The 19,706-nt window shown below is 70.2% G+C and carries 18 protein-coding genes and 2 tRNA genes; 8 read left to right on the forward strand and 12 right to left on the reverse strand.

Going from position 1 to position 19,706, the window contains the following annotated elements; all coding sequences use genetic code 11:
* Positions 1-19: 19 nt before the first annotated feature.
* Positions 20-937, reverse strand: a complete 918-nt coding sequence (fmt, locus tag ACFFGY_RS14290) for a methionyl-tRNA formyltransferase (RefSeq protein ID WP_377045243.1) — start codon at positions 935-937, stop codon at positions 20-22.
* A gap of 20 nt (positions 938-957) precedes the next feature.
* The gene (gene def, locus ACFFGY_RS14295) at positions 958-1,488 is read right to left on the reverse strand and encodes a peptide deformylase (RefSeq protein ID WP_377045168.1); all 531 of its coding nucleotides are present in this window, start codon (positions 1,486-1,488) and stop codon (positions 958-960) included.
* A 174-nt stretch (positions 1,489-1,662) separates the two neighbouring features.
* On the opposite strand from def, the gene ACFFGY_RS14300 reads away from it, so the two are divergent.
* Positions 1,663-2,145 (forward strand): Hsp20 family protein, encoded by a 483-nt coding sequence (locus ACFFGY_RS14300; protein ID WP_377045169.1) that lies wholly within the window; start codon positions 1,663-1,665, stop codon positions 2,143-2,145.
* Between the two features lie 127 nt (positions 2,146-2,272).
* Positions 2,273-2,503, forward strand: coding sequence for a DUF1150 family protein (locus ACFFGY_RS14305; RefSeq protein WP_377045170.1), 231 nt, complete (start codon positions 2,273-2,275; stop codon positions 2,501-2,503).
* A gap of 88 nt (positions 2,504-2,591) precedes the next feature.
* Here ACFFGY_RS14305 and hpf read toward each other — a convergent pair whose 3' ends face one another.
* The 9 genes from hpf to ACFFGY_RS14350 all read right to left on the reverse strand — a co-directional run bounded on the left by hpf (position 2,592) and on the right by ACFFGY_RS14350 (position 9,064).
* Positions 2,592-2,969 carry a ribosome hibernation-promoting factor, HPF/YfiA family gene (gene hpf / locus ACFFGY_RS14310; protein ID WP_377045171.1) on the reverse strand — a complete coding sequence of 126 codons (378 nt, stop codon included), beginning with the start codon at positions 2,967-2,969 and terminating at the stop codon, positions 2,592-2,594.
* Positions 2,970-3,035: 66 nt separating this feature from the next.
* Complete coding sequence (rpoN, locus tag ACFFGY_RS14315; protein ID WP_377045172.1) at positions 3,036-4,481, reverse strand: RNA polymerase factor sigma-54; 1,446 nt, start codon at positions 4,479-4,481, stop codon at positions 3,036-3,038.
* A 3-nt stretch (positions 4,482-4,484) separates the two neighbouring features.
* The gene (lptB, locus tag ACFFGY_RS14320; protein ID WP_377045173.1) at positions 4,485-5,255 is read right to left on the reverse strand and encodes an LPS export ABC transporter ATP-binding protein; all 771 of its coding nucleotides are present in this window, start codon (positions 5,253-5,255) and stop codon (positions 4,485-4,487) included.
* Positions 5,252-6,259 carry an LptA/OstA family protein gene (locus ACFFGY_RS14325; RefSeq protein ID WP_377045174.1) on the reverse strand — a complete coding sequence of 336 codons (1,008 nt, stop codon included), beginning with the start codon at positions 6,257-6,259 and terminating at the stop codon, positions 5,252-5,254. The genes lptB and ACFFGY_RS14325 overlap by 4 nt, the downstream gene beginning before the upstream one ends.
* Positions 6,259-6,981 carry an LPS export ABC transporter periplasmic protein LptC gene (lptC, locus tag ACFFGY_RS14330; protein ID WP_377045175.1) on the reverse strand — a complete coding sequence of 241 codons (723 nt, stop codon included), beginning with the start codon at positions 6,979-6,981 and terminating at the stop codon, positions 6,259-6,261. Before lptC ends, ACFFGY_RS14325 begins: the two co-directional genes overlap by 1 nt.
* Complete coding sequence (locus ACFFGY_RS14335) at positions 6,978-7,955, reverse strand: KpsF/GutQ family sugar-phosphate isomerase (RefSeq protein ID WP_377045176.1); 978 nt, start codon at positions 7,953-7,955, stop codon at positions 6,978-6,980. Before ACFFGY_RS14335 ends, lptC begins: the two co-directional genes overlap by 4 nt.
* 101 nt (positions 7,956-8,056) lie before the next feature.
* Positions 8,057-8,713, reverse strand: coding sequence for a ribonuclease D (locus ACFFGY_RS14340; RefSeq protein ID WP_377045177.1), 657 nt, complete (start codon positions 8,711-8,713; stop codon positions 8,057-8,059).
* 88 nt (positions 8,714-8,801) lie between these two features.
* Positions 8,802-8,888, reverse strand: a tRNA-Leu gene (locus tag ACFFGY_RS14345).
* A gap of 89 nt (positions 8,889-8,977) precedes the next feature.
* A tRNA-Leu gene (locus tag ACFFGY_RS14350) sits at positions 8,978-9,064 on the reverse strand.
* 171 nt (positions 9,065-9,235) lie between these two features.
* Here ACFFGY_RS14350 and ACFFGY_RS14355 point away from each other — a divergent pair.
* The 6 genes from ACFFGY_RS14355 to ACFFGY_RS14380 all read left to right on the forward strand — a co-directional run bounded on the left by ACFFGY_RS14355 (position 9,236) and on the right by ACFFGY_RS14380 (position 18,858).
* Positions 9,236-10,183, forward strand: a complete 948-nt coding sequence (locus tag ACFFGY_RS14355) for a complex I NDUFA9 subunit family protein (protein WP_377045178.1) — start codon at positions 9,236-9,238, stop codon at positions 10,181-10,183.
* A 189-nt stretch (positions 10,184-10,372) separates the two neighbouring features.
* A complete protein-coding gene (locus ACFFGY_RS14360; RefSeq protein WP_377045179.1) occupies positions 10,373-11,812 on the forward strand; it encodes an NAD(P)-dependent oxidoreductase in 1,440 nt (479 codons plus the stop codon).
* A gap of 5 nt (positions 11,813-11,817) precedes the next feature.
* Complete coding sequence (locus ACFFGY_RS14365; RefSeq protein ID WP_377045180.1) at positions 11,818-12,405, forward strand: DUF2059 domain-containing protein; 588 nt, start codon at positions 11,818-11,820, stop codon at positions 12,403-12,405.
* 20 nt (positions 12,406-12,425) lie between these two features.
* The gene (gene gltB / locus ACFFGY_RS14370; RefSeq protein WP_377045181.1) at positions 12,426-16,958 is read left to right on the forward strand and encodes a glutamate synthase large subunit; all 4,533 of its coding nucleotides are present in this window, start codon (positions 12,426-12,428) and stop codon (positions 16,956-16,958) included.
* A 283-nt stretch (positions 16,959-17,241) separates the two neighbouring features.
* Complete coding sequence (gene fzlA, locus ACFFGY_RS14375; RefSeq protein ID WP_377045182.1) at positions 17,242-17,910, forward strand: FtsZ-binding protein FzlA; 669 nt, start codon at positions 17,242-17,244, stop codon at positions 17,908-17,910.
* Positions 17,911-18,060: 150 nt separating this feature from the next.
* Complete coding sequence (locus ACFFGY_RS14380; RefSeq protein WP_377045183.1) at positions 18,061-18,858, forward strand: SDR family NAD(P)-dependent oxidoreductase; 798 nt, start codon at positions 18,061-18,063, stop codon at positions 18,856-18,858.
* A gap of 4 nt (positions 18,859-18,862) precedes the next feature.
* Here the strand turns inward: ACFFGY_RS14380 and ACFFGY_RS14385 are convergent, their stop codons facing one another.
* On the reverse strand, positions 18,863-19,705 hold the full coding sequence (locus ACFFGY_RS14385) for a tetratricopeptide repeat protein (protein WP_377045184.1): 843 nt from the start codon (positions 19,703-19,705) through the stop codon (positions 18,863-18,865).
* Position 19,706: the final 1 nt, after the last annotated feature.

Here is a 19,706-nt window from a genome sequence, read left to right on the forward strand (position 1 = left end):
GGCCTGTCCGACCGAGCGATCAAGAAAGCACCGTCCCGACCGGCAGCGCGAAGCCGCGCAGGAAGGCGGCGGCCTCCAGCGGCCCGCGGCCCTGGCGCTGGAGGCGCAGGAGGCGCAGCGCCGTGCCGTTGCCGCAGGCCACGCGCGGGCTGTTATCCAGCACCGTCCCGGGCAGCGCAGCGTCAGGCGCCGGCTCCGCGACTTCGGCGGCAAGCACCCGCACCACCTCCTCGCCCACGCGGAACTGCGTGCCGGGCCAGGGATTCATCGCCCGCACCCGGCGCTCGATCGCCTCGGCGGGCTGCGTCCAGTCCAGCGCGGCGTCGGCCTTGCTGAGCTTGGGCGCGTAGGTGGCGCCCTCCGCCGGCTGCGGCACAGGAGGCGGGGCTTCGGCCAGGGTGCGCAGGATCAGCCGCGCGCCGATCTCGGCCAAGCGGTCGTGCAGCGTGGCGGTGGTGTCGTGCGGGCCGATGGGCGTCGCCTCGCGCAGCAGGGCGGCACCGGTGTCCAGCCCCTCGTCCATCTGCATGGTCGTGATGCCGGTTTCCCGGTCGCCGGCCAGCAGGGCGGCGTGAATCGGCGCGGCGCCCCGCCAGCGGGGCAGCAGCGAGGCGTGGATGTTCAGGCAGCCGCGGCGCGGCGCTTCCAGCATCTCGGGCGGCAGGATCAGGCCGTAGGCCGCCACCACTGCGGCGTCGAGATCCAGCGCGCGGAACGCGGCGTGCTCCGCCGCGTCGCGCCGCACGCGCGCCGGCGTGCGCACCGGCAAACCGAGTTCCAGCGCCGCGCGGTGGACGGGGCAGGGGGTTTCGCGCTGGCCACGCCCGGCCGGACGCGGCGGCTGGCAGTACACGGCAGCGACCTCGTGCCCGGCCTCCACCAGCGCCCGCAGGGCGGGCACGGCGAAGTCGGGGCTGCCCATGAAGGCGAGGCGCAGCGCTGCCGGCGCGGGGGCCATCAGCCTTCCAGCGCCTTGAGCCGCTGGTCCTTGTTGTAGCGCCGCAGCAGCATGTTGCGCTTGAGCGGGCTCAGGTGGTCGATGAACAGCACGCCGTCGAGGTGGTCGATCTCGTGCTGGACGCAGGTGGCCATGAGCTCGTCGGCCACCATCTCCCGCCGCGTGCCGTCGAGGTCGCGCCAGCGCACCTTCACCGTGGCGGGCCGCTGCACCTCCGCGTACTGGTCGGGGATGGACAGGCAGCCTTCCTCGCGCTGCGCGATCTCGCGGCTGGCCTCCACGATCTCCGGATTCACCATCACGAAGGGCTCGCGCCGCTCCTCCGGCTGCAGGTCCACGGTGATCAGGCGCAGCGACTCACCGACCTGCGGCGCGGCGAGGCCGATGCCGGGCGCCGCGTACATCGCCGCCAGCATGCGCGGCGCCAGCGCGCGCACGGCGTCCGCGTCGCCTTCCGCCACGGGGCGCGCCTTGAGGCGCAGCCGCGCGTCGGGAAGCAGCAGGATCGGGAGAGGAGGGGCATCCGCCATGATGCGCCGCATCTAGCGACCGGGCGGGGCCTGCGCAATGCACTGCGGGAGCACTCTATAGACGCTGTTGCGCCGACCCGTTGCGGCGTGGGGCACCGGGCTTGCAACGAGGCCGCCGCCACACGACATTGCCGGTCGCAGCGCGGTGCTTCGGGCCGGCTGCGCGTCTCGCTCATGCACGAGGAGGCACCAGGGATCGTGTCACGTTCGTCCGTTTTCGGCTCGCCGCTGTTTCTCGGCTTCGACCACCTCGAGCAGATGCTCGACCGGGTGCAGAAGAACGCCGAGGGATACCCGCCCTACAACATCGAGCAGACCGCCGCCGACCGGCTGCGGATCACGCTGGCCGTCGCCGGCTTCTCGATGGACGACCTTCAGATCACCCAGGAAGACAACCAGCTGGTGATCCGCGGCCGGCAGAAGGACGAGGTCGAGGGGCGCGTCTTCATCCACCGCGGCATCGCCGCCCGTCAGTTCCAGCGCGCCTTCGTGCTGGCCGAGGGGATCGAGGTCGAGGGCGCCTGGCTCGACAATGGGCTGCTGCACGTCGACCTTCGCCGGCCGCAGCCGGAGGTTCGCGTCCGTACCATCCGCATCAACGGATTGGGCCGGCCGCTGCCCAGTGGCGAGGCTGAGCCGGTGGATTCCGGCGACTGAACTCGTCGCCAACCTTTTTTCAAACAGTTAGGCCGAACCCGGCGCCGATCCTGGCGTTCGGGAAGGAGGCCACAGAAGGAAGGGGCTGTCTTGCCGCGATGCGGGGGCGCCCCGGGAGTGCTGCCCGATGAACCATGACATGCAGCCGCAGCCGACCATGCTGGCGCCGCTCTCCGATGCCGACTGGGCCAGCTTCGGGCTGGAACAGATGGCCTATCTCCGTCCGGTCCTGGTGGACGGCGTGCAGGCGGTGGCCATCCACTCGGCCGACGGCACGCCGATCGGCGCCGCGCCTTCGGCGGACCTGGCCAAGGCGGCGATCATCCAGAATGACATGGAGCCCGTTTCCCTCCACTGAGGTGGGGTGCGCAAGGCTTCGCGCCGCAGGGCAATGCGACAGGGCGGGTTAGGGGCCTCCTCCCAGCAGGAGGCCCCGGCCCGTTTTTTTACATGCGGAGGGCTGGCAGCTCCACCAGGCCGATCTCGCCCGCATCCGCCACGTCCGGCTTGCGGACGCCGGCCTCGCAGCGCGCGTGCTCGTTGATCCGCCGGCGATGGCGGCGAAGCTGCTTGGCGACATGGGTGACGGCGTCCTGGAAGGCGCGGTGGGCATCCTCGCCCTCGCCCTCGGCGCGGTAACTCACCCCGCGTCCCGCATGAAGATTGATGTCGCAGCCGAACAACCCGCGACTGCGATGAAAGGTGACGTTGGCTTCGAGCGCGTCGTCGAAATACTTGCGCGCCATGGTTTCCAGCCCGTCGGCCACGTAGACCTTCAGGGCGTCACCCGTTTCGACCTGCTTCCCAGCAACCATGATATGCATCTTGGAGTGAAGCTCCTTTCTGCCTCAGGTGCGGAAAGGTTCCCCTCCGGTCCAAGTTTCACCAGTCTAGAAGACCGGAGCGGCCTTTTCCCGCTTGCGCTGCACTGAACTGGGGATGCGCAGCGCGTCCCGGTATTTGGCCACCGTGCGGCGGGCGATGTCCACCCCTTCCTGACGCAAAACCTCCACGATTGCGTCATCTGACAGGATGTCATCCGGACGTTCCGCATCCACCATGCCGCGGATGCGATGACGGATGGCTTCGGCCGAAAAGGTTTCGCCCGAGGTGCCCGCGATCGCCGTGGTGAAGAAGAACTTCAGCTCGAAGGTGCCGCGTGGCGTGGCGATGTACTTGTTGGCGGTGACGCGCGACACGGTGCTCTCGTGCATCTCCACAGCCTCGGCCACGTCGCGCAGGATCAGCGGGCGCAGGTGCGCGATGCCGTGCTGGAAGAAGCCGTCCTGACGGCGGACGATCTCGGCCGACACCTTGAGGATGGTGCTGGCGCGCTGTTCCAGCGATTTCACCAGCCAGTTGGCGCTCTGCAGCTTCTCGGCCAGGAAGGCCTTCTCCTCGCGCGTGCGGGCGGCGACGTGGGCGGTGGCGTGGAAGCCGCGGTTCACCAGCACGCGCGGCAGCGTTTCCGGGTTCAGTTCCAGCAGCCAGCTGCCGTCGGGCGCGCGTCGCATCAGCACGTCGGGCACCAGCGTCGCTGCGGGCGTGTCGTCGAAGGAGGCGCCGGGCTTCGGGTCGAGGCGCCGGATCTCGGCGATCATGTCGGTCAGGTCGGCGATGTCCACGCCGCACAGCCGCAGCAGCGCCGGCAGGTCGCGCCGGGCCAGGAGGTCGAGATTGTCGAGCAGCGCCTGCATGGCGGGGTCGAGCCGGTTCTTCTCGGCCAGCTGCACCGCCAGGCATTCCGCGAGGTCGCGGCAGAACAGGCCCACCGGCTCGAAGCGCTGCATCCGGCGGCGCACCCCGGCCACCATCGCCTCGGCACAACCCAGGGCCGCGGCGATCGCGGCGTCGGTCACCGGCAGGCGGCCGGCGGCGTCGATCATCGCGATCATCTGGCCCGCGATCAGCCGCTCGCCCGGGTCACCGAAGGCCAGCCGCGCCTGCTCGGCCAGCTCGTCGCGCAGCGAACGGGGGCGCTCGCGCGCCAGCTCGTCGATGCCGCGATCATCCTCCTCGAAGCCGGAGCCGCCGGCGCGGCCGCCGGCCGGCGCTTCCGTCGCCTCGTACAGGTTCTGCGTGTCGTGGAGGTCGAGCGGCGTTTCCTCGCGCGGGGCGGGGGTGTCGCCCAGGTGCCGCTCGTCCGGGGGCGGCTCGGCGGGGGCGTCGTTCTCTTCCCGCTCCAGCAGCGGGTTGCGCTCCAGCTCTTCCTCGACGAAGGCCACGACCTCGAGGTTCGAGGACTGCAGCAGCTTGATGGCCTGCCGCAGCTGCGGCGTCATCACCAGCGACTGGGATTGACGCAGATCCAGCCTTGGCCCGAGGGAGAAGCTCATGCGCTAGAGCGTGAAGCTTTCCCCGAGATACACGCGGCGCACGTCCTCATTCCCCACGATGTCCTGCGGGCTGCCTTCCATCAGGACCTGCCCGTCGTGGAGGATGTAGGCGCGGTCGATGATCTCGAGCGTTTCGCGCACGTTGTGGTCGGTGATCAGCACGCCGATCTCGCGGTTCTTCAGGTGCTTCACCAGGTCGCGGATCTCGCCCACCGCGATGGGGTCGATGCCGGCCAGCGGCTCGTCGAGCAGGATGTAGTCCGGATGCGTGGCCAGGGCGCGGGCGATCTCGCAGCGCCGGCGCTCACCGCCCGACAGCGCCAGGGCCGGGGCGCGGCGCAGGTGGGCGATGCCGAACTCGCTCAGCAGCCCGTCCAGCATTTCCTCGCGCCGCTCGCGCTTGGGTTCCACGACCTCCAGCGCCGCGCGGATGTTGTCCTCCACCGACAGGCCGCGGAAGATCGAGGCTTCCTGCGGCAGGTAGCCCAGGCCCAGGCGCGCGCGCCGGTACATCGGCAGCATCGTCACGTCGTGGCCGTCAAGGAACACCTGGCCCTCATCCGGGCGGACGAGGCCGGTCATCATGTAGAAGGTCGTGGTCTTGCCGGCGCCGTTGGGCCCCAGCAGCCCCACGGCCTCTCCGCGCCGGAGGTTCAGCGACACGCCGCGCACCACGGGTCGCTTCTTGTAGCGCTTGCCCAGCCCGCGGGCGACGAGGCCGGTCCGGGTGTCACCCTGGGCGGAGGCCAGCCGGTCGGCGGTGGAAACGCTCATCGTGCCGGGGCTCCGTTGCGGTTCGCGGGCGCGGCGTTGCCCGCCGGCGGCTGGTTGCTGCCCGGCACCACGAGGCCCTGGACGCGGGTGCCGGGGGCCGAGACCAGACGCGCCACGCCGGAGCGCATGTCCACGATGGCCTCGGAGCCGTTCAGCTGGTTTTGCCCGCGGGTGATGCGGACGCTGCCCAGCAGGCGCGCGGTGCCGGTGACGGGGCTGTAGATGCCGCGATCGCCGCGCACGACCTCCTGCTCGGTGCGGATCTCGACGTTGCCGAAGACCTCCACGCGGTCGAGCTTGGAGCCTTCGCCCGGCACGCGGCGGGGCGGCGGCTGGTTCGGGCGGGCCGCGGCGGGGCGTGCCGGGGGCTGCGGGGTTGCCGCCTGTTCCAGGAAGTAGCCCACCAGCGTGTCGCCGGCGATGCGACGGTTGTCGCTGGTCACGGCGCTGGCGGCGCCGCGCGCCACGGCCATGCGCTTCTGCGGCCAGTATTCCAGGCTGTCGCGCGCCACGATGGTGTCGTCGGTGGTGGTGAGCTTCAGGTTGCGCCCGGTCAGCACCATTACCGCCTGGTCCATGTCGTACACGGCGCGGTCGCCCTGGGCATGGTCGGTGTCGGTGTCGATATGGACGTTGCCCTCGGCCTCGAGGCGCCAGATCTCGCCGCCCGAGAGCGGGGTCGCGCCGGTGTCGGCGGCCGGCTGCGCCGGCGCAGGCTGGGCGGAGGCCGGCTGGCCGGCCGGCGCGGCACCGCCCGCCTTGTTGCGGTAGCGGGCGATCAGGCGCGCGGCCTGCAGCGTCACGCCGTCGCGCACGGCCCGGGCATTGCCGGTGGCGATCACCACCTGCTCGTTCTGGCGCCACTCGATGCCGTTGGTGGAGGTGACCTCGACCGGCCCGCCGCCGGTCATGTCCACCGGCTGCGCCAGCGCGGGCGCGGCGAGGGGCAGGGCGGCCGCGAGTGCCGTGCCGGCCAGCAGCGCGGCGAGGGTGAGGCGGGGCATCAGCGGCTGCCTTCCAGCATGGCGTGGGTATTGCCGGTGAAGAACACGTCCTGCCCGCGATCCTCGATGCGGAAGCCGTCGCCGGTGATGGTGCCGAAGGAGCCCTGGGCGGCCACGGGCCTGTCGCCTTCGGCGCGGCCTTCCTTCATCTGCACATGCGCGACCTCGGTGCGGAAGGTCATGCCGTTGTCGTGGAAGATCGTCACATTGCCCCGCAGGTCGAGCATATCCCTGGTCTTGTCGTAGAGGCCGCTGTCGCTCTCAAGGTAGACCCACTCGTTGCCCGAGAGCATCAGGTCGGCCTTGGGCTTTTCCAGCGCGATGGGCGCGTCCTGGCCCGCCTGCGTCGCGCTGTCGGCGGTCACGTTGTAGGGGCGGTTCTCGTCGTCGACGCCCTGGTAGCGGGGGGCGACCACGCGAACCGCGTCGGCGACGTTCTGGCTCATCCGCCGGAAGGCGACGCGCGCCTGGTCCTCGTTGCGCTGCAGCTCCGGCCAGAAGGCGATCGCCGCCAGCAGCGCCAGCGCGCCCAGCGGCAGCAGGAACTTCGCCAGCCGCACCGTCCAGCGCCGCCGCAGCATGGCGCCGCGCGAATAGCTCCGGCGGGCGCGGGAGGGCACGGGGATGTCGCGCACCGCGTCGCGCGCGACGAAATCCGTCCGCCCGACGGGCGCTGCAGCCGGGGAAGGGCGGTCCGGCCGCGGCTGGCGCGCGCCGCTCATGCCACGCCGGCCCGCAGGAGGTCGTGGACGTGCAGCAGTCCCACCGGGGCGCCCGCCGCATCCACCACGAACAGGGTGGTGATCGAGCGCTCGTTCATGATCCGCAGCGCCTCGGCCGCCAGCGCGTCGGGTCCGATGGTCAGCGGGTGCTGCGTCATCACCGCCGCGGCCGGGCGGGACAGGAGATCGGCGGTGCCGGCATCCATGGCGCGGCGCAGGTCGCCATCGGTGATGATGCCGACGAGGCGGTTCTCCGACACCACGCCGAGGCAGCCCAGGCGCTTGGCCGTCATCAGCACCAGCGCCGCATCCATCCGCATCTCCGGCGCGCCGATCGGCACGGCCTCGCCGGCATGCATCAGGTCGCGCACCCGCTGCAGCTGGACGCCGAGCTTGCCGCCGGGATGGAAGACGCGGAAATCGGCGGCGGTGAAGCCGCGGCGTTCCAGCAGCGCCACGGCCAGCGCGTCACCGAGGGCCAGTTGCAGCGTGGTGGAGGTGGTGGGCGCCAGCCCGTGCGGGCAGGCTTCCGGCACGTCGGGCAGCACCAGCGACACGTCGGCGGCGCGTGCCAGGGTGCTGCCGGCACGTCCTGAGATCGAGATCAGCGGCAGGGCGAAGCGGCGGGTATGCGCCACCAGGTCCGACAACTCACTCGTTTCGCCGCTGTTGGAGATGGCCAGCACCGCGTCGCCCGCCACGATCATGCCGAGGTCGCCGTGCGAGGCCTCGCCAGGGTGGACGAACTGCGCGGGCGTGCCGGTGGAGGCGAAGGTGGCCGCGACCTTGCGAGCGACGTGGCCCGACTTGCCCATGCCCGACACCACCACGCGGCCGGTGGCGCGCGACAGCAGCAGCACGGCGGCCGCGAAGCTGCCATCGAGCGACGAGGCCATGGCGGAAAGGCCCGCTGCCTCGATCTCCAGCACGCGGCGGCCCGCGGCGAGGTCCGGATCGTGAAAAGGGGCGTTCACCGTGCCGTTATGGGGTGGCGCCCCGATCCGGTCAACGCGCCTCGAACGGCGGATTGTATCAAGAACCGTGCCATGGCGGCGCCGTGCCCCATGCGCCGGATCTAGTGGGAAAAGATGTCCGGCTCGACGTAGCCCAGGAGGTCGAGTTCGCCGCGCGCGGGCAGGAAGCGGAAGCAGTGTTCCGCCAGCTCCAGCCGTCCCTCGCGCACCAGCAGCGCTTCCAGCCGGGCCCAGAGGGCGTGAAGGTGCAGCACGTCGGAGGCGGCGTATTGCAGCTGCTCCGTGGTCAGCTCGGCCGCGCCCCAGTCGCTGCTCTGCTGCTGCTTGCTGATGTCCACACCCAGGAGTTCCCGGCACAATTCCTTCAACCCATGGCGGTCGGTGAAGGTCCGCACCAGCTTGGACGCGATCTTGGTGCAGCGGACCGGCGCGACCGTGACGCCCAGGCTCTTGCGCAGGATGGCCACGTCGAAGCGGGCGAAGTGGAACAGCTTCACCGTCGCCGGGTCGCTGAGCAGCTGCTTCAGGTTCGGGCAGTCGGCGCCGCGGCCGCCCAAGGTTTCCGGCACGATCTGCACGCAATGCGCCACGCCGTCGCCGGCGGAGAGCTGCACGAGGCAGAGCCGGTCGCGATGCGGGTTGAGGCCCATCGTCTCGGTGTCCACCGCCACCATCGGACCGAGCTTGAGGTCGGGCGGCAGGTCGTGCCGGTGGAGGTGGACGGTGCTGCTCGGCATGAAGAGGGTGCTGCTTCCCATGGCTCTGGTGCCCCTGCGCCCGGCACGGGTGGCGGGCGAACGGTATTCAGCCGAGGTGGAGAGGGAAAGCTGCGGGCAGGGACGGGCATGGTGCCCAGGAAAGGACTCGAACCTTCACGACCTTGCGATCACTGGCACCTGAAGCCAGCGCGTCTACCAATTCCGCCACCTGGGCAGGTGGAGTTCCGTTCATTCTCAGTCCGCTGAACGAGCGGTTTGAACCAGTTGCCGAACCATCCGTTACCGCCGAAACGGCTGAACCGATGGTGCCCAGGAAAGGACTCGAACCTTCACGACCTTGCGATCACTGGCACCTGAAGCCAGCGCGTCTACCAATTCCGCCACCTGGGCAATTCGGCGCGGTGTGGGGCCGCTCATAAGGGGGAGGCCGGAACCCGTCAAGCGGCCCTGCGGCGGTTCCTCAAGGGGTCGCTGCCGAGGGCGTGTCCGGTGCTCGGCTTGGCGGCTGGCGGGGCGCTCCATATTGTTTCGCTGCAACGCAGGCGCGGAAGACAGGACCAGATGACGACACGGCGGGTGGCGACTGTTTTCGGCGGCTCGGGCTTCATCGGGCACTACGTTGTGCAGCGGCTGGCGCGGTTGGACTACGTCGTGCGGATCGCCACCCGTTTCCCGGACGCGGCGCGCCGCCGGATGACCTCGGGCAGGGTCGGGCAGATCGTCGCGCTGTCGGTGGACCTCAGCCAAGACGCCTCCGTGGCCCGGGCGGTGGCGGGTGCCGAGGTGGTGGTCAACCTCGTGGGCGTGCTGGCGGAACGCAAGGCCGGCGACTTCGGGCGCCTCCAGGCCGAGGCGGCGGGTCGAATCGCGCGGATGAGCGCTGCGGCCGGTGTGCGGCACCTGGTGCAGATCTCGGCGATCGGCGCCAGCGCGGGGAGCGAGAGCGCCTATGGCCGCTCCAAGGCGGAAGGCGAGGCCGCGGTCCGCGCGGCCTTTCCGCAAGCGGTGATCCTGCGCCCCTCGATCGTGTTCGGGGCGGAGGACCAGTTCTTCAACCGCTTCGCCGCGATGACCCGCCTCCTGCCGGTGCTGCCGGTGATCGGCGGCAACACCCGTTTCCAGCCGGTTTACGTGGGCGACGTCGCGGAAGCGGTGGAGGCGGCGATCACCCGCGAGGATGCCGCCGGCAAAACCTTCGAGCTCGGCGGTCCCCGCGTCGCGACCTTCCGGGAGCTGATGGAAACCATGCTGGAGATCGTCCAACGCCGGCGTCGGGTGGTGGAAATCCCGGAAGGGATCGCAAGGCTTCAGGCCAAGCTGCTCGGCTTCCTGCCCAACCCGCCGATCACGCAGGACCAGATCGTGATGCTAAGGCAGGACAACGTGGTGTCCGGCACTCTGCCGGGGCTGGCGGAGCTGGGGGTGGAACCAACGCCGATGGAGGTTGTGCTGCCATCCTATCTTGGGCGTTACCGTGTCGGCGGCGGTAAGCGGAGCGAGGTCGGATAGGTCCGGAACGGACGCAACATCTGGCGATATTGACAGTCGATAATCATTCGCATTGGAAAGCGTGGATTTTCGGGTCAGGTATACTGACATAGTCGGCGCTTTTCGGCTCGCGGACTGAAAATTCTCGTGGCATAGGCGCTCCGACTGATGCGCCGTGTCCTGCCCGGCGTGCCGAGCGGAGGAATACACATGGCCGAACGCATGCTTCAGTTCGTGCGCCTGCAGCAGCACCAGCCGGACAAGCGCGAAGCCCAGGCACGTCGCGAGGATTTCGGCGAGATCTACGCGCCCTTCGCCACGGCTCGGGCGGAAGAACAGGCCAGCCGCTGTTCGCAGTGCGGCGTGCCCTTCTGTCAGGTTCACTGCCCGCTCAACAACAACATCCCCGACTGGCTGAAGCTCACGGCCGAGAACCGGCTGGAAGAGGCCTACGAGATCGCCGCGGCCACCAACACCTTTCCGGAGGTCTGCGGCCGCGTTTGCCCGCAGGACCGGCTGTGCGAAGGCAATTGCGTCATCGAGAAGGGCTTCGAATCCGTCACCATCGGCGCGGTGGAGAAGTTCATCACCGACACCGCCTGGGACCGGGGCTGGGTCAAGCCGCCGACCCCGCTGCGGGAGCTGGATCGATCGATCGGCATCATTGGCGCGGGTCCGGCCGGGCTGGCGGCGGCGGAGCGGCTGCGGACGCGCGGCTGGCAGGTCACGGTGTACGACCGGCACGACCGCGTCGGCGGGCTGATGATCTACGGCATTCCGAACTTCAAGCTCGAGAAGGACATCGTGGTGCGCCGCTGGCGGCAGTTCGAGGCCGGCGGCATCCGCTTCGAGCTGAACGTGGAGATCGGCCGCGACATCTCCTTCGAGGAGCTGCGCGGGCGCCACGACGCGGTGCTGATCGCCACCGGCGTGTACCGGGCGCGCGACGTCGAGGTTCCGGGCAACGACCTCCAGGGCGTGGTGCCGGCGCTGGACTTCCTGATCGCCTCCAACCGAAAGGGGCTGGGCGACGCCGTCGAGGCCTTCGACAGCGGGGCGCTGAACGCCGAGGGCAAGCGTGTGGTGGTGATCGGCGGCGGCGACACGGCGATGGACTGCGTGCGCACCTCCGTCCGTCAGGGCGCGGCCTCGGTCACCTGCCTGTACCGGCGCGACAAGGCCAACATGCCGGGCTCGATGCGCGAGGTGAAGAACGCCGAGGAAGAGGGCATCCGCTTCGCCTGGCTCGCCGCGCCGAAGTTCTTCACCGGCGAGCAGGGGCAGGTGACCGGCGTGCAGGCGGTGCGGATGCACCTGGGCATGCCCGACGCCACGGGCCGCCAGCAGGTCGTGCCGTTGGCTGGCAGCGAATACACCGAGCCCGCCGACCTGGTGATCAAGGCGCTGGGCTTCGACCCCGAGGACCTGCCGGCGATGTTCAACGAGCCGTCGCTGCGGGTGTCGCGCTGGGGCACGCTGCAGGTGGACCACCGCAGCATGATGACCAGCGTGCCGGGCGTCTTCGCGGCGGGCGACATCGTGCGGGGTGCCAGCCTCGTGGTCTGGGGCATCCGCGACGGCCGCGACGCGGCGGACCGGATCGAGCTCTGGTACGAGGCGCGCGGCAGCGTGCCGCAGGCGGCGGAGTGACGCGCATGAACAGCTTCCGGAGCGCGGCGCTGGCCGTCGCCGTCCTGCTGCCGCTGGCCGGCGGCAGCGCGCTGGCCCAGGCGCCTGCACCGGCGAGGCCGGCGCCCACGGCGCCCGTGCCCGCGGCGCCGATGCCCGCGATGCCGAACGGTGGCGCGACGCAGCCCGTGGCGCCCGAGCGCATGGCGGCGGCGCGGGAACTGGCCAATTCGCTGAACCTCAAGGCGACCATCGACCAGATGATGCCGCTGATGCGCTCCTCGATGCTGCAGCAGATGCAGGCGGTGGCGCCTAAGGTGCCGGCGGCCGACATCGCCACGGTGCTGGACGACGCCATCCTGCCCGAGATCAAGGCGCAGTCGGGCGACTTCGTGGAGCTCGCGGCCGGGGTCTGGGCGCAGAACTTCACAGTGGAAGAAATCGCGCAGCTCAAGGCCTTCTACGACACGCCGCTGGGCCGCAAGAGCCTGACGCTGACGCCGCAGATCACCCAGCAGACCATGGCGGTGGCCCAGGGCTGGGCCGGCCGCGTGATCACCGACGCCATCGCCAAGAACCGCGACGCCCTGCGCGCCAAGGGCATCAACCTGTGACGCCGCGGGAGGCCGCAGACATGAACACCGCCGACATGAACGAGTACCTGGCCGCGCACGCGCGCGACGAGGCGGTCCTGAGGGATCAGGCCTTCGTGGACACGTTTGAGCACGACGCCTGCGGCGTGGGCCTGGTGGCAGCGCTCGACGGCGTGGCACGGCGCGAGGTCGTGCAGGCCGGCATCGACGCGCTGCGGGCCGTGTGGCACCGCGGCGCCGTGGATGCCGACGGCAAGACCGGCGACGGCGCCGGCATCCACGTCGAGATCCCGCAGAACTTCTTTGCCGAGGTGGTGGAGCGCGGCGGCGACCGGCTGCGCCCGGGCCGCATCGGCGTGGGCATGGTGTTCCTGCCCAAGACCGATTTCGGCGCGCAGGAACGCTGCCGCCAGATCATCGAGGTCGAGATCCTCAACGCCGGCTACGCCATCTATGGCTGGCGGCAGGTGCCGATCGACGTGTCGTGCATCGGCGAGAAGGCCAATGCCACCCGCCCCGAGATCGAGCAGATCCTGATCTGGGACCCGGAGAACCGCGACCCCGCGGTGATGGAGCGCGACCTCTACGTGATCCGCCGGCGGATCGAGAAGGAGGCCATCGCGGCGCAGGTGGCGGAGCTCTACCTGTGCTCGCTGAGCTGCCGCTCGGTGATCTACAAGGGCATGTTCCTGGCCGAGAGCCTGACGGAGTTCTACCCGGACCTGCTGGACGAGCGCTTCATCTCGCGCTTCGCCATCTTCCACCAGCGCTATTCCACCAACACCTTCCCGACCTGGCGGCTGGCGCAGCCCTTCCGGATGATCGCCCATAACGGCGAGATCAACACCGTCCACGGCAACATCAACTGGATGAAGTCTCACGAGACGCGGCTCTCCCACCCGCTGCTCGACCCCTACATGGACGACATCAAGCCGGTGGTGCAGGCCGGCGGCTCCGACACCGCGACGCTGGACAACGTGTTCGAGCTGCTGGTGCGGGCCGGGCGCGACGCGCCGATGGTGAAGTCGATGCTGATCCCCGAGAGCGTGGGCAGCAACGCCACCATGCCCGAGGCGCACCGCGACCTGTTCCTGTACTGCAACGCGGTGATGGAGCCCTGGGACGGGCCGGCCGCGGTGTGCGGCACTGACGGGCGCTGGGTGATCGCGGGGCTCGACCGCAACGGGCTGCGGCCGCTGCGCTACACCACCACGACGGACCGGCTGCTCTTCGTGGGCTCCGAAACGGGCATGGTGAAGATCGCCGACGACAAGGTCCTGGCCAAGGGCCGCGTCGGGCCCGGCCAGTGCATCGGCGTGGACCTCGAAGACGCGAAGTTCTTCTCCGACGAGGAGATGAAGGACACGCTCGCCGCCCGGAAGCCGTTCGGCCAGTGGATCAATCGCACCACCCGCATCGACGGCCTCGTGCGCCCTGACCAGGGTGAGCCGCAGGCACCCTCGGTGGAGCAGCTGCGCCGCCGCCAGCTGGCGGTCGGCTACACGCTGGAGGAGCTGGAGCAGATCCTGCACCCGATGGTGGAGGACGCGGCCGAGGCGATCGGTTCGATGGGCGACGACACGCCCATCGCGGTGCTGAGCGAACAGTACCGGGGTCTGCACCACTATTTCCGCCAGACCTTCAGCCAGGTCACCAACCCGCCGATCGACTCCTTGCGCGAAACGCGGGTGATGACGATCAAGACCCGGCTGGGCAATCTCGGGAACATCCTCGACGAGGACCCGACGCAGTGCGACATGCTGATGCTCGACAGCCCGGTGCTGAGCAACGGCGAGTTCGAGGCGATGCGGTCCTACATGGGGACCAGCGTCGCGACCGTGGACTGCACCTTCCCCGTGGCCGAGGGCGAGGCCGGCCTGCGCCGCGCCATCGACCGCGCCCGGCGCGAGGCGGAGGAGGGCGTGCGCTCCGGCTGCGCCCACGTGATCCTGACCGACGAGGCGCAGGGGCCGGACCGCTGCGTGATCCCGATGATCCTGGCGGTGGGCGCGGTGCACACGCACCTCGTGCGCCACTCGCTGCGGACCTTCTGCTCGGTCAACGTGCGCTCGGCCGAGTGCGTGGACGTCCATAACTTCGCGGTGCTGATCGGCGCCGGCGCCACCACGGTGAACGCCTATCTGGCGCAGGACAGCATCGCCGACCGGCACCGCCGCGGGCTGCTGGGCGACCTGAGCCTGGAGCAGTGCGTCGAGCGCTACCGCAAGGCGGTGGACAAGGGGCTGCTGAAGGTGATGTCCAAGATGGGCATCGGCGTGCTGTCCTCCTATCGCGGCGGCATGAACTTCGAGGCCATCGGCCTGTCCCGCTCGCTGGTGGCGGAGTTCTTCCCCGGCACGCCGTCGCGCATCTCCGGCATCGGGTTGGGTGGCATCGCCCAGCGGCTGCTGCGCCTCCATCGCACCGCCTGGAACGCCGACGCGGTGACGCTGCCGGTGGGCGGCCTCTACAAGCTGCGTCGCCGCGGCGAGGCGCACGCCTTCGATGGCACGCTGATCCACGCGCTGCAGAAGGCCGTCGACTCCGAAAGCTACCAGCTGTTCAAGCGCTACAGCGAGGCGGTGCGCCGACAGCCGGCGGTGGCGCTGCGCGACCTGCTCGATTTCCGCTCCGAGGTCGCCAGGCCGATCGCGCTGGAGGAGGTCGAGAGCGTCACCGAGATCCGCAAGCGCCTGCTGGCGCCGGGTATCTCGCTGGGCGCGCTGGGCGTCGAGGCGCACGAGACGCTGAGCATCGCCATGAACCGAATCGGGGCGCGCTCCGACAGCGGCGAGGGCGGCGAGGACCCGGAGCGCGCCAAGCCGCGCGCCAACGGCGACAACGCGTCGAGCGCCATCAAGCAGGTGGCCTCGGGGCGCTTCGGCGTCACGGCGCAGTACCTGAACGATTGCCGCGAGATCGAGATCAAGGTGGCGCAGGGCGCCAAGCCGGGCGAGGGCGGGCAGCTGCCCGGCTTCAAGGTGACGGAGCTGATCGGCAAGCTGCGCCACGCCACGCCGGGCGTGACGCTGATCTCGCCGCCGCCGCACCACGACATCTACTCGATCGAGGACCTGGCGCAGCTCATCTACGACCTCAAGCAGATCAACCCGGATGCCACGGTCTGCGTGAAGCTGGTGGCGCGCTCGGGTATCGGCACCATCGCGGCGGGCGTGGCCAAGGCCAAGGCCGACGCGATCCTGGTGTCGGGCCATTCCGGCGGCACGGGTGCGAGCCCGGTGACTTCGATCAAGTATGCCGGCCTGCCCTGGGAGATGGGGCTGACCGAGACGCACCAGGTGCTGCAGCTGAACCGGCTGCGCCACCGGGTGAAGCTGCGCACCGACGGCGGCCTCAAGACCGGGCGCGACGTGGTGGTGGCGGCGATGCTGGGCGCCGAGGAGTTCGGCATCGGCACCGCTTCGCTGGTGGCGATGGGCTGCATCATGGTGCGCCAGTGCCACAGCAACACCTGCCCGGTGGGCGTCTGCACCCAGGACGAGAAGCTGCGCGCCAAGTTCACCGGCACGCCGGAAAAGGTCATCAACCTCTTCTCCTTCATTGCCGAGGAAGTGCGCGAGATCCTGGCCGAGCTCGGCTTCCGCAAGCTGGAGGACGTGATCGGCCGCACCGACCTGCTCAAGCAGGTGAGCCGCGGCGCCGAGGACCTGGACGACCTCGACCTCAACCCGCTGCTGGTGCAGGCGGATTCGGGCGGGCAGAAGCCCTACTGCACGATCGAGGGCCGCAACGAGGTGCCCGAGACGCTGGACGCCGACATGCTGCGCGACGCCGCGCCGTTGTTCGAGCGGGGCGAGAAGATGCAGCTCCAGTACAACATCCGGAACACCCACCGCGCGATCGGTACCAAGACCTCGTCGCGACTCGTGCGGCAGTTCGGGATGAAGGGGCTGCAGCCCGGGCACCTGACGGTGCGCCTGCGCGGCAATGCCGGGCAGTCGCTGGGCGCCTTCGCGGTGCAGGGCCTCAAGCTCGAGGTGCGGGGCGATGCCAACGACTACGTCGGCAAGGGGCTGTCGGGCGGCACGATCGTGATCCGGCCGGGCAACAACGCCAATATCGTGTGGAACGAGAACAGCATCGTCGGCAACACCTGCCTCTACGGTGCCACGGCGGGTGAGCTGTTCGCGGCGGGGCAGGCGGGCGAGCGCTTCGCCGTGCGCAACTCCGGCGCCGACGCGGTGATCGAGGGCGTGGGTGCCAACGGCTGCGAGTACATGACCGGCGGTACGGTGGTGATCCTGGGCCCGGTCGGCGACAACTTCGGCGCCGGCTTCACCGGCGGCATGGCCTTCGCCTGGGATGCCGACCGCACCTTCGAGCGGCGGCTGAACGCCGACACCCTGCTGTGGGGCCGGCTGGCCTCGCTGCACTGGGAAAAGCACCTGCTGGGGCTGATCGGGCGCCACGCCAAGGAAACCGGCTCGCCGCTCGCGGCGCGCCTGCTGAACGACTGGGCGGTGGAGCGCGAGAACTTCTGGCACATCGTGCCGAAGGATTACGCCAAGCTGCTCAGCCACCCGCGGCAGGAGATCGCCGTCGCGGCGGAGTGAGGCACCGGTGGGGCGGCACGGCGATCGCGTCGTGCCGCCCTGGCACGCCGAACCTGTCGTGCCGCCCTGGCACGCCGAACGTGTCATGCTGCCCCGGCACCCGCACGGTCACGCCGCCCGGGCAGGCTGAAGGTGTCACACCGCCCGGCACGTCGGATGTTTTTACGCCAATTCCGGATCGTTCACGCTATGGGCACGGTAATCTCGCAATTCCGGCGTTAACAGCGCGCAACACGGCGGATCGGGAGTTGGCGCCCCGCGCCTGCTGCCGTAATTCAGCCCTGTGCGCGTCCTGTATCATCTCCCCCTTTCGCCCCATTGCCGCAAAGTGCGCCTCGCTCTCCAGGAGAAGCGCATTCCCTTTGACCTGCGCAATGAGCGGGTCTGGGAGCGGCGCGAGGAGTTCCTGCAGCTCAACCCCGCCGGCATGGTTCCCGTGCTGGTGGAGGAGAACGGGCTGGTCCTCGCGGACTCCTACGTGATCTGCGAGTACCTGGACGAGGCCTACCCGGACACGCCGCTGCTGGGCCGCACCCATGCGGAACGGGCCGAGGTCCGCCGGCTGGTGGCCTGGTTCGACGGCAAGTTCAACGACGAGGTGACGCGCAACCTCCTGCACGAGAAGCAGTTCAAGCGCGTTCTCAACCGGGGCAACCCGGACGGAACGGCGCTGCGGGCGGGCTACAGCAACATCAAGGGCCACCTCGAATACCTCGGCTGGCTGGCGGAAACCCGCACCTGGCTCGCGGGGAACTCGCTGTCGCTGGCAGACCTCACGGCGGCGGCCCACCTGTCGTCGCTGGACTACATCAACGACGTGGATTGGACGCAGTCCGATGGGGCCAAGGAGTGGTACGCCCGCGTCAAGTCGCGCCCGTCCTTCCGCCCGCTGCTGAGCGAGCGGGTGAGCGGCGTCACCCCGCCGCCGCACTACGCGGACCTCGACTTCTAAGGCACTCCGCTTCGGGAAAGGCCGGGCCCGGGCGCAGTCCGCCGCCGGGTCCCCGCCGGGTCCTCCATGGGGCCCTTTCGTGCCGAGGCGCCTTTGCAAACTACCGGGCAGCCCCACGTCATCCGCCTGAACCGGAGGAGGGACGAGGCGATGGATCTGGGCATCAAGGGGCGGGTGGCGATCGTCACCGGCGGCGGTTCGGGCATGGGCCTCGACACCGCGCGCCTGCTGCTGGCCGAAGGGGTCAGGGTCGTCCTGTCCGACAAGGAGCAGGCCGGCCTGGAAAAGGCGGCCGCCACGCTGTCGGGCGAGGTCCTCCCCGTCGCGGCCGACCTCACGAAGCCCGCGGAGGTCGAGGCGCTGATCCGGGCCGCCGAGGCGGGCTTCGGTCCCGTCGACATCCTGGTCAACGCCGCAGGCATCACCGGTCCGACCGGCGACTTCCATACCCTGACCGACGAGGACTGGATGGAGGCACTGAACGCCGACCTCATGACGGCGGTGCGCATCGTCCGCGGCGTCGTGACCGGGATGCGCGACCGCGGCTGGGGGCGGATCGTGCTGTTCTCCTCCGAGGACGCGATGCAGCCCTATCCGGACGAGCTTCCCTACTGCGCGGCCAAGGCGGCGTTGCAGAACCTCACCAAGGGCTTGTCCAAGGCCTATTCCCGGCACGGCGTGCTGGTGAATTCCGTGGCGCCGGCCTTCGTGGCGACACCGATGACGGACGCGATGATGGAGAAGCGGGCCGAGAAGAACGGCACCTCCTTCGACGAGGCGGTCAGCAGCTTCCTGCGGGAGGAACGGCCGCACCTGGAGCTTCGGCGGCGCGGCCGGTCCGAGGAAGTGGCGGCGGCGGTGGCCTTCCTGTGCTCGGAACAGGCCAGCTTCATCAACGGCGCGAACCTGCGGATCGACGGCGGTTCGGTCGCCACGGTCGCCGGCTAGAGCCTCAGCGTGCCGCCGGCCCGGCCTCGCTCAGCTCGAGGTTCTGCTGGGCGAGCTCGGCCGCGGCGCTGTCGGGCGCGGCCGTGATCGCCCGCTCCCAGTCCTGGCGTGCACCCTCCATGTCGCTGTTGAGCTGCCGCAGGATGCCCCGTTCCAGCAGGGCCTCGGCGTTGTCCGGCTCGATGTTCAACGCCCGCTCCACGTCGCGCAGCGCTTCCTGGGTGCGGTTCAGGTGACGCAGCGCCGCCGCCCGGTACACCCAGGCATCGGGCCGGTCGGCGTCGAGCGTCGTGGCGTGCGTGGCATCGTCCAGCGCCTCGTTGAAGCGGCCCAGCGCGCCGGCGGCGGCGGCCCGGTCCACCAGCAGGTCCGGATCGTTGGGCGTCAGCGACAGCGCCAGGGTGACGGCGCCGTAGGCGCGGTTCACGTCGCCCGCCGCCATCCAGGCCTGCCCGGCCTGACCGTAGATGGCGGCCCGGGCGGTGTTGCTGATGCCGGCATGGGTGCCGAGTTCCTCGAGGCGCGGCGCGGCGCGCTCCGGCTCCCCGGTGGCGAGCAGCGACAGCGCCTGGCAATGGCGCGCCCCGTCGGTGCCGCCATTGGCGATCCAGGCTTCCGCGGTGCTGAGCGCTTCCTGCGGGTCGCTGCGGACCAGGGCGAGGCAGCGGACATATTCCGGACTATCCTCGACCAGGGGCGGCTCCGGCGGGATCGGCAGGCTTTCCTCGGTCGCGGCCGGAACGGGCGCGGCGCCGCGGCGCTGAAGGTAGACCCCACCACCGGCTGCCGCGGCCAGCACGGCTGCCGCGAATGCACCCAGCAGCAGTGTTCGGAAAGGACGACGCATC

It is taken from the genome of Roseomonas elaeocarpi, assembly GCF_042433915.1.
Classification (GTDB): Bacteria; Pseudomonadota; Alphaproteobacteria; order Acetobacterales; family Acetobacteraceae; genus Roseomonas; species Roseomonas elaeocarpi.

What these genes read in the sequence shown, in the direction of transcription:
- def (WP_377045168.1), bottom strand. Translation starts at nt 1,488, where the DNA reads ATGGCGGATGCCCCTCCTCTCCCGATCCTGCTGCTTCCCGACGCGCGG.
- ACFFGY_RS14300 (WP_377045169.1), top strand. Translation starts at nt 1,663, where the DNA reads ATGCACGAGGAGGCACCAGGGATCGTGTCACGTTCGTCCGTTTTCGGC.
- ACFFGY_RS14305 (WP_377045170.1), top strand. Translation starts at nt 2,273, where the DNA reads ATGAACCATGACATGCAGCCGCAGCCGACCATGCTGGCGCCGCTCTCC.
- hpf (WP_377045171.1), bottom strand. Translation starts at nt 2,969, where the DNA reads ATGCATATCATGGTTGCTGGGAAGCAGGTCGAAACGGGTGACGCCCTG.
- rpoN (WP_377045172.1), bottom strand. Translation starts at nt 4,481, where the DNA reads ATGAGCTTCTCCCTCGGGCCAAGGCTGGATCTGCGTCAATCCCAGTCG.
- lptB (WP_377045173.1), bottom strand. Translation starts at nt 5,255, where the DNA reads ATGAGCGTTTCCACCGCCGACCGGCTGGCCTCCGCCCAGGGTGACACC.
- ACFFGY_RS14325 (WP_377045174.1), bottom strand. Translation starts at nt 6,259, where the DNA reads ATGCCCCGCCTCACCCTCGCCGCGCTGCTGGCCGGCACGGCACTCGCG.
- lptC (WP_377045175.1), bottom strand. Translation starts at nt 6,981, where the DNA reads ATGAGCGGCGCGCGCCAGCCGCGGCCGGACCGCCCTTCCCCGGCTGCA.
- ACFFGY_RS14340 (WP_377045177.1), bottom strand. Translation starts at nt 8,713, where the DNA reads ATGGGAAGCAGCACCCTCTTCATGCCGAGCAGCACCGTCCACCTCCAC.
- ACFFGY_RS14355 (WP_377045178.1), top strand. Translation starts at nt 9,236, where the DNA reads ATGACGACACGGCGGGTGGCGACTGTTTTCGGCGGCTCGGGCTTCATC.
- ACFFGY_RS14360 (WP_377045179.1), top strand. Translation starts at nt 10,373, where the DNA reads ATGGCCGAACGCATGCTTCAGTTCGTGCGCCTGCAGCAGCACCAGCCG.
- ACFFGY_RS14365 (WP_377045180.1), top strand. Translation starts at nt 11,818, where the DNA reads ATGAACAGCTTCCGGAGCGCGGCGCTGGCCGTCGCCGTCCTGCTGCCG.
- gltB (WP_377045181.1), top strand. Translation starts at nt 12,426, where the DNA reads ATGAACACCGCCGACATGAACGAGTACCTGGCCGCGCACGCGCGCGAC.
- ACFFGY_RS14380 (WP_377045183.1), top strand. Translation starts at nt 18,061, where the DNA reads ATGGATCTGGGCATCAAGGGGCGGGTGGCGATCGTCACCGGCGGCGGT.
- ACFFGY_RS14385 (WP_377045184.1), bottom strand. Translation starts at nt 19,705, where the DNA reads ATGCGTCGTCCTTTCCGAACACTGCTGCTGGGTGCATTCGCGGCAGCC.